Consider the following 7,129-nt stretch of genomic DNA (forward strand, 5'->3'; position numbering starts at 1 on the left):
TGAAATCCGCCGCCGAGCGGTCCTCGTTGAAATGCTCCACCAGATCCAGCCCGGCACAGAAATGATCACCATTGGAGCGCAGCACCACCGCCTGGGCGCCTTCGCGCGGCAGGATCGAAAACAGCGTTACAAATTCTTCAATCGTCGCCGCGTCCAGCGCGTTGCGCTTGGCGGGCCGGTTCAGCGAGACGATGGCAATATTGTCATCCCCCATCTCCACGTCGAGATTCACCAGAGGTTTTTGTTCGATCTTAATCACTGCAGGTCCTTCCGCATCACACAGTCTGGTGGCCGCATCAGGTCGTGTTGAGACTGCCAACACCGCCTTTGCACAGGTTGTAAGACCGGCCACTTTCAGCAGGGTGAAACCTGGCAGCCCAGGGCCGCAAAAGGCAATGCCCCACCTTTCGTTTGCCGTGACGTAACAGCGTCTGACGCTGCTGCACGAAGTCGCGGCCCGTAACAGCTTCTAAGCAATACAGGCGCAAATTGGGGTGTGGAGTGGGGTGGGGGCACCCCGGGGACAAAGCACCCGCCAGGACCCACGCGATGGTTTGAAGTATATGGACTGCCACGCAGCCTGGTGCCGCCGGAATGCAGTAAACAACACGCCCTGTTTCAAGTGCAGCCGGTGGCGGGCCTTTGCGCCCATGTCAGGGCGCATCATTTGCCGACGCACGGGCACAGGATTTGGATGTCCTGCCGGTCAACGGGTTTTCGCTGGCCGGACCAGCGTCAAAGCGCCGGGCACACAGCGTCCGGCTGGCGTAATTGCACCGGACACTGCGTTAATTCGGGCGGGGCCGTGGCGGCTTGCCGGGACCGCGCTTTAACACTTTGTCCAGCCGCGCCGCATAGTCCTGCCGCTCCTGCGCGCTCATGCTTTCGATCTTGCCGAGCATCGCTTCTTTTGCCGCCAGCAGCCGGCCACTGCGGTCTTGTTCCATCGCTTCAAACAGCTGGCTCACCACCGTTTGCTCATAGGGTTCTGCCTTCAGCGCCGCAAGCATCGCTTCAAACCGCGCGCGGGTCTCGCGCATGCCTTCGCGCGACGGCCCGGATTTTAGCGCAAATTCGCGACCGATGCTGCGGCGGTCTTTTGGTTTCAGCGCCGCCACAAACGGGCCAAAACCCAGGTCGCGCGCCTGCATCGCCTGATGCGGCGGTCGCCCGAAGCCATCACTGCGCACCACTGAGCCGACCACCAGCCCTGCCACCGCCAGGTTCAGCCCCAGCGACAGCACCAGCACCACCCGGCTCCAGCGGAATTTTTTCTTTGCTGTGGTTTCAGGGGTCTCACCCATGTCTCAGCCCTCTTCCAGAAATTCAAAATAGCCCGGCGTCACGTCTTCAATACTGTAGCTCAGCTCGGCAGAAGTCCCCAGGTAGAGCGACGACAGATCATAGAGCGTATCCGGCGATGACAATCCCACACCAACCCCCGCCACGGCCGCCGTGGACAGGGCGGCAACCGCGCCCCAGCCGCCCAGCGCCGCCAGCGCTGCACGCAACAGCCCGTTGCGGCGTGGTGTCCTGACGCGGGTGCTGACCGCCGCCGCACGTTCGGCGGCCACCGCGTCAGCATCCGCCATAATGCGGCTCATCAGATCATCCGACGGCTGCGGTGCCTCTGCTTTCGCGGCGGCAAAAAAGTCGTCCAGCACGAAATCGTCCGTTCCGAAATCCAGGGGCTCAGATTTCCCGGGACCGCCGTCGTTTTTATTGTGTATATCAACCATTGCTATACCCCAATTCTGCGCGTTTCCCGGCCAGAGCCTGGGCCAATGCGCGTTTGCCCCGTGCGGTCAGACTTTCGACCGCCTCGGTGCTGATCTCCATTATCGCGGCGATCTCCGGGTTAGACACCCCTTCGATATGGCGCAAGACCACCGCCTGCCGCTGCCGCTCCGGCAATTGCGCCAGAGCCGCATCAAGTGCTTTCATACGGGCGGCCTGGGTCAGTTGTTCTTCCGCCCCGGGCCGCTCATCTTCCGGCTCCGCAATCGCGTCAATGCTGACATTGCGCCGGCGCCGCAGCCGGTCGGTACACAGATTGCTGACCACCCGGTACAGCCAGGTGCTGATCTTCGCTTCACCCTGACGCCAGTCTGGCGCGATCTTCCACAGCCGCAACATCGCCTCCTGCACCACGTCTTCGGCCTCGGCACGGTCGCGCAGCAAGCGGGTCGAATAGCCCAATGCCCGCGGCGTCAGCCGCCCGGTTAAAACCCGGGCGGCATCGGTATTGCCATTGCCAAAAGCAACAAGCAGCGCTTCGTCCGAAGCATCCGGGAGGGCATCAAGTGGCATATTCATTCTGTGTCATTGCTAGCGGCTCCGGTCTGGCGTGGCAATCAGCGCGCCGCGTAAAAGGTTAAATTCACGCGGCGCAACGGGTTACTCTCAGTTGCCGTGGCCCCGGCCCTGACGTTTCGCCATTTTTTCCTGAGCGGCTTCGAACTCTTCTGCCGAGATCTCGCCGTCCTTATTGGTGTCGATGCGCTCAAACATATTGCCGCGTTTTTTGGCCTGCATCTCTTCAAAGCTCACCGCACCATCGCCGTCCGTGTCCAGCCGCGAAATCATCCGCTCCTGCATTTTTGCAGCACGTTCGGCCGCTTTGGCAGCGCGGGCGGCGGTAAATTCTTCTGCCGAAACAGAACCGTTGCCATCGGTGTCACGTTCGTCAAACTTTGCCTGCTGAAAAGCGGCGATCTCTGCCTCAGTGATGACGCCGTTACCGTCCGCGTCCAGCGCGCTGAATTCGACCTGATCCATCATGCCGCGGGGACCACGACCATCCTCGCCGTCAGAGCCTTTTGCGGTGGCGGCCACAGCGCCGCTCAGAATGGCCAGGACAGTGACAGCGCCAATTACAGTTGCACGTTTCATGTATATCTCCTCAGATAATTCTCTTTTTTTGCCGTACAGGGTGTGTTCCTGCCCGATCGATACAAGTAAAACGGCGCGGCTCTGGCTTTCCGTCGCAAAAAATGAAAATAAACGATCCCGGCTTTGCGACAACGCACCGCAATGACAACCGGGCACGCAGGCGCTAGATCAAAAAGCCTGGAACGACCAGCGGTGCCGCGCAGCCGCAAAATGCACATGAGGATCAACATGTCACATATCGAAACGCCCCCGCTCACTATGTCCCCGGCCACAACGCCCCCGGAGCGCCCCACCAAACAGGCCCTTCTCAAAGGCTGGCGCCGCCGCTGCCCCAGCTGTGGCAATGGTCAGTTGCTGTCCGGCTACCTCAAAGTGCGCGACGAATGCGCCGTCTGTGGCGAAACCCTGTCCCATCACCGCGCTGATGACGGGCCGGCCTATCTGACCATCCTGATTGTCGGCCACCTGATGGTGCCTTTCATGATGTTCGCCTGGACAAAATTCCGCCCCGACCCGATGGTGATGGTCACGATCTTCTCCATAGGCACGGTGGCATTGTCGCTCTATCTTTTGCCCCGGTTCAAAGGCATGGTGGTCGCTTATCAATGGGCCAAACGCATGCACGGGTTTGGCCGGGACCGCGATTCCGCGGGTTGAAACAATGCCAGGCGCAGAAGAGTTTGCGCAAAAATAAGGGCTGATATGACCGAGATTCCAATCCGCGACGCCGCCACTGTATTGCTGGTGCGGGACTGTCAGACGCGCCCCAGAGTGCTGATGGGGCAACGCGGCGCACGCGCGGCCTTCATGCCCAATAAATTTGTCTTTCCCGGCGGCGCAGTGGACCCCGGTGACGCCTCTGTGGCGCTGGCGCAGCCGCTGCCCGACCTGTGCCAGGCCCGGCTGCGCGAAGACTGCGACGGCGACCGATCCCATGCGCTTGCAGTGGCGGCGATTCGCGAATTATGGGAAGAAACCGGCCTGCTGCTGGGCCAGCCCGGCAGCTGGGACGGCACCCCGCCCGCAGACTGGGCCGGATTTGCCGCCACCGGCCACCTGCCCGCCGCCCATATGCTCAACTTTGTCTTTCGTGCCGTGACCCCACCCGGCCGGCCACGCCGCTTTGACGCCAGGTTTTTCCTGGTGGATGCGGATCATCTGATCAGCGACCCGGACGACTTTTCCGGCGCTTCAGACGAGCTGTCCAGCTTGCAATGGGTGGTGATGGAGGAGGCGCGTCAGTTCAACCTGCCTTTCATCACCGAAGTGGTGCTGGCCGAGGTGATGGCCATGCTGCCCGAAATCGCACCGCCGGTCTCAGTGCCCTATTTCAGCAATTCAGACGAACAGAGCCTGTTTCTGCGGCTGGAAGGCCACGCGCTGTAGTGGCCACGCTCTCTAATGGCTGCGCGCTGCATTGGCCATACTCGTTAACGACCACACTCTTTAACGACCGCGCTCTCTAACCGCTGCGCGTATCACGCTGCGGCGCCTTCACCACACAGTGATTTTTTTGCGACTGGGTGCTTTAGCGACGCGCTTTTTTGACACCCCGGTGCTTTGACATCCCGGCGCTATAACGACCCGCGCCTGAAAGCTCCGCTGCGGTTATCGCCGGAGGGGGGCGCGCGCCGGGTCTTCCCGGCGCGCGCCCCCCTCTCTTCCCAGCGTGTCGGTGCCACTCTGCCGGCACCTATAATCAGCGTTCAGATCCTGCGGCCCGAAGTTAGAAGGGGATTGTGCGGCCAAATTTTGTGTGCAGGCTGCGAGCCGGGCGGTCCCGCTGTCACAACGGCCGGACATGCCCCCGGACGCAGAGAGAGATTGTTCGGCACGCCCTGCCCGGTGCCAGCCAGGCCCGCAACATGCTGCCGGCAACCCACAGGCCGCCGGCAGCAGGCGGTCAGAACGGCATCGGATGCGCCTTATGTGCCGCTTCAATCTCCGCCAGAACCTCGTCTGACAGCACCAGATCCGCCGCGCCCAGCGCCAGGTCCAGCTGTTCCAGACTGGTCGACCCCAGGATTGACGATCCCATAAATGGCCGCGTCAACGTCCAGGCCAGCGCCATCTGCGCCGGGGCCATGCCGTGGCGCTCCGCGATCTCCACATAGGCGGCCACCGCGGCCCAGAGCCGGGGGGTGATCCGGCCGCCCATACCTGCGTTCAGCGACATGCGCGAACCCTCTGGCACCGCAGTGCCGCCCTGGTATTTACCGGACAGCAGGCCTGCGGCCATTGGCGAATAGGCAAACAGGGCGAGGTTTTCATTGGCACTCACCTCCGCCATATCCAGGTCATAGAGACGGCAAAGCAGCGAATATTCATTCTGCACCGAGACCATGCGCGGCAGGCCGGTCTCCTCCGAGATCCGCAGCCATTGCGACGCGCCCCAGGCGCTTTCATTGGACAGGCCCACATGGCGGATCTTGCCCGCCTTTCGCGCCGCCGCCAGCGCTTCCAGCACCCCGGCCATATGGTCGGCTGTCCTGGCACGGTCCTGACCTGACGGGTCAAACTTCCAGTTCTGGCGGAAATGATAGGAGCCCCGGTCGGGCCAGTGCAGCTGATAAAGATCGATCACATCGGTCTGCAGCCGGCGCAGCGACGCATCAATCAGCTCGCCGATGTTGGCGCCGTCAAAGCCCCGCCCGCCGCGCACCAGCCCGTTGGCACCCGAGGCTTTGGTGGCGATCACCACATCATCGCGCCGGCCGCGCTTTGCCAGCCATTTGCCGATCACCACCTCGGTATCGCCCACTGTTTCGACCAAAACCGGGTTGACCGGGTACATCTCGGCGGTGTCGATGAAATTCACCCCGCGCTCCAGTGCATAATCGATCTGGGCATGGCCCTCATCTGTGCTGTTCTGGGTGCCCCAGGTCATCGACCCGAGACAAAGTTCTGAAACGACAAGGTCTGATGACCCGAGTGTGCGCATCCGCATAGGACTATCCTGCTTTTTGATTTTGCGCGACTTTAACCTGCTGATCCCCGGGGGCAAGGGGCGCGCGTAAACGAATCCGGGCGGCGGGACGCCGTACAAGCCGACAACCTGAAGGCAGACGTGAGGGCAGGCTAAATGGCATATCAGGTGGCGGGCCTGGTGCCAGACCAGGTGGCAGACCTGCTGCCAGACCGGATGGCGGAGCTGGTGGCCACTCTGATGACCGGCATGGCTGTGTAACGGCTGAGAACATGATACGCCCGTGCAAAATCGCCGACGCCGGCCTTAAACACGATTGAGAACAAAGCGCGAACATGATAGCCTGCCTCCATGTCCGCCCCAATCCTGTCCCGCAGCCGCCCCTACCGGCCAACCCACCCGGCCCGCGCCGGATTGCCGTTTCTGGGCACGCTGAGCCTGGCGCGCGGGCGTTGCCATGAGGTCTGCGGCCCGGCGCGGCGGGTGGCGGCGCTGATGCTGGCGGCGCAGTGCCAGGGCCCGGTGATCTGGATCGCGCCCGGCTGGGAAAAGGACCGGCTGCACCCGGAGGGCATCCGCGCCTTCTGCCCCCCCGGGCGGCTGATCTTTGTGCAGCCACGCAGCCCGGCCGATCTGCTCTGGGCGCTGGAAGAGGTGCTGCGCTCGGGCGAAGCCGCTCTCTGTGTGGCGGAACTGCCCGACTGCCCGCCGCTGACTCCGGTGCGCCGGCTGCACCTGGCCGCCCAGGCCGGGGCAGAAAGCGCCGGCACTGCGCCCCTTGGCCTGTTGCTGACACCCGGTGACGGCGGCGCCCAAGGTGTTGAAACCCGCTGGCATATGGCACCGGCCCTGGCGTCTGGCACGACACCGGCGGGGGCATCTGGCATGGGCTCAGGCATGGCGACGGTCATGACACCAAAGGGGATGCCGGGCGGGGTATCTGACATGGCACCGGGCGGGGCGCCCGGCGGTGAGGCGAGCATAGCGCCGGTCATGGCGTCGGCCCCGGTGCCGGTCATGGGTTCAGACAGCCTGCGCCCCACAGCGCGCGCCACGGCCGCCGCGCCGGCACGCCCCACAGTGCCCTCTCCGGCACGCCGCCCCACAGTGCCCGCGCCGGGGCCTTTCCCAGCGTCTTCCCCAGTGCCCCCCACAACGCCCGTGCCGGGGCGCGCCCCCGGGTTTTCTCCAGCGTCCGCGCCGGGGCCCGCACCCGGTCCTCTGCCCGCTGCAGCGCCGGGTGCCACAGCCTCCGATCCTGCTCCTGCTGTTGCCCCCACTCCCCCCTCCGCTCCACCCTCCGCTCCGGCC

Annotated in this window: 9 protein-coding genes; 3 read left to right on the forward strand and 6 right to left on the reverse strand. The window is 63.5% G+C overall.

The features are described 5' to 3' along the window. The 5 genes from DWA01_RS10210 to DWA01_RS10230 form a co-directional block, all read right to left on the reverse strand. Nucleotides 1–214, reverse strand: a 214-nt coding sequence (locus tag DWA01_RS10210; protein ID WP_200832545.1) for an enoyl-CoA hydratase-related protein, incomplete at its 3' end; no start/stop codon positions are given. Nucleotides 215–788: 574 nt separating this feature from the next. Further along, on the reverse strand, nt 789–1,304 hold the full coding sequence (locus DWA01_RS10215) for a periplasmic heavy metal sensor (RefSeq protein WP_114285739.1): 516 nt from the start codon (nt 1,302–1,304) through the stop codon (nt 789–791). Between the two features lie 3 nt (nt 1,305–1,307). Then, entirely contained in the window at nt 1,308–1,739 is a 432-nt protein-coding gene (locus DWA01_RS10220; RefSeq protein ID WP_235008508.1) for a dihydroorotate dehydrogenase, read from the reverse strand. Further along, nucleotides 1,732–2,316, reverse strand: a complete 585-nt coding sequence (locus DWA01_RS10225; protein ID WP_114285740.1) for an RNA polymerase sigma factor — start codon at nt 2,314–2,316, stop codon at nt 1,732–1,734. The genes DWA01_RS10220 and DWA01_RS10225 overlap by 8 nt, the downstream gene beginning before the upstream one ends. Nucleotides 2,317–2,403: 87 nt before the next feature. Further along, nucleotides 2,404–2,892 carry an EF-hand domain-containing protein gene (locus tag DWA01_RS10230; RefSeq protein ID WP_114285741.1) on the reverse strand — a complete coding sequence of 163 codons (489 nt, stop codon included), beginning with the start codon at nt 2,890–2,892 and terminating at the stop codon, nt 2,404–2,406. Nucleotides 2,893–3,120: 228 nt separating this feature from the next. Here DWA01_RS10230 and DWA01_RS10235 point away from each other — a divergent pair, with 228 nt between their 5' ends. Further along, the gene (locus tag DWA01_RS10235; protein WP_235008509.1) at nt 3,121–3,549 is read left to right on the forward strand and encodes a DUF983 domain-containing protein; all 429 of its coding nucleotides are present in this window, start codon (nt 3,121–3,123) and stop codon (nt 3,547–3,549) included. Nucleotides 3,550–3,594: 45 nt separating this feature from the next. Next, entirely contained in the window at nt 3,595–4,278 is a 684-nt protein-coding gene (locus DWA01_RS10240) for an NUDIX hydrolase (protein WP_114285742.1), read from the forward strand. A gap of 517 nt (nt 4,279–4,795) precedes the next feature. Here DWA01_RS10240 and DWA01_RS10245 read toward each other — a convergent pair. Then, a complete protein-coding gene (locus DWA01_RS10245) occupies nt 4,796–5,839 on the reverse strand; it encodes an aldo/keto reductase (RefSeq protein ID WP_114285743.1) in 1,044 nt (347 codons plus the stop codon). Between the two features lie 330 nt (nt 5,840–6,169). On the opposite strand from DWA01_RS10245, the gene DWA01_RS24025 reads away from it, so the two are divergent. Further along, a partial coding sequence (locus DWA01_RS24025) for an ImuA family protein (protein WP_114285744.1) occupies nt 6,170–7,129 on the forward strand: 960 nt, incomplete at its 3' end.

The organism is Candidatus Halocynthiibacter alkanivorans, from assembly GCF_003333265.1.
GTDB lineage: Bacteria > Pseudomonadota > Alphaproteobacteria > Rhodobacterales > Rhodobacteraceae > Halocyntiibacter_A > Halocyntiibacter_A alkanivorans.

Coding starts and splice junctions, on each gene's coding strand:
- DWA01_RS10235 (WP_235008509.1), top strand. CDS start 3,121: ATGTCACATATCGAAACGCCCCCGCTCACTATGTCCCCGGCCACAACG.
- DWA01_RS10215 (WP_114285739.1), bottom strand. CDS start 1,304: ATGGGTGAGACCCCTGAAACCACAGCAAAGAAAAAATTCCGCTGGAGC.
- DWA01_RS10220 (WP_235008508.1), bottom strand. CDS start 1,739: ATGGTTGATATACACAATAAAAACGACGGCGGTCCCGGGAAATCTGAG.
- DWA01_RS10225 (WP_114285740.1), bottom strand. CDS start 2,316: ATGAATATGCCACTTGATGCCCTCCCGGATGCTTCGGACGAAGCGCTG.
- DWA01_RS10240 (WP_114285742.1), top strand. CDS start 3,595: ATGACCGAGATTCCAATCCGCGACGCCGCCACTGTATTGCTGGTGCGG.
- DWA01_RS10245 (WP_114285743.1), bottom strand. CDS start 5,839: ATGCGGATGCGCACACTCGGGTCATCAGACCTTGTCGTTTCAGAACTT.
- DWA01_RS10230 (WP_114285741.1), bottom strand. CDS start 2,892: ATGAAACGTGCAACTGTAATTGGCGCTGTCACTGTCCTGGCCATTCTG.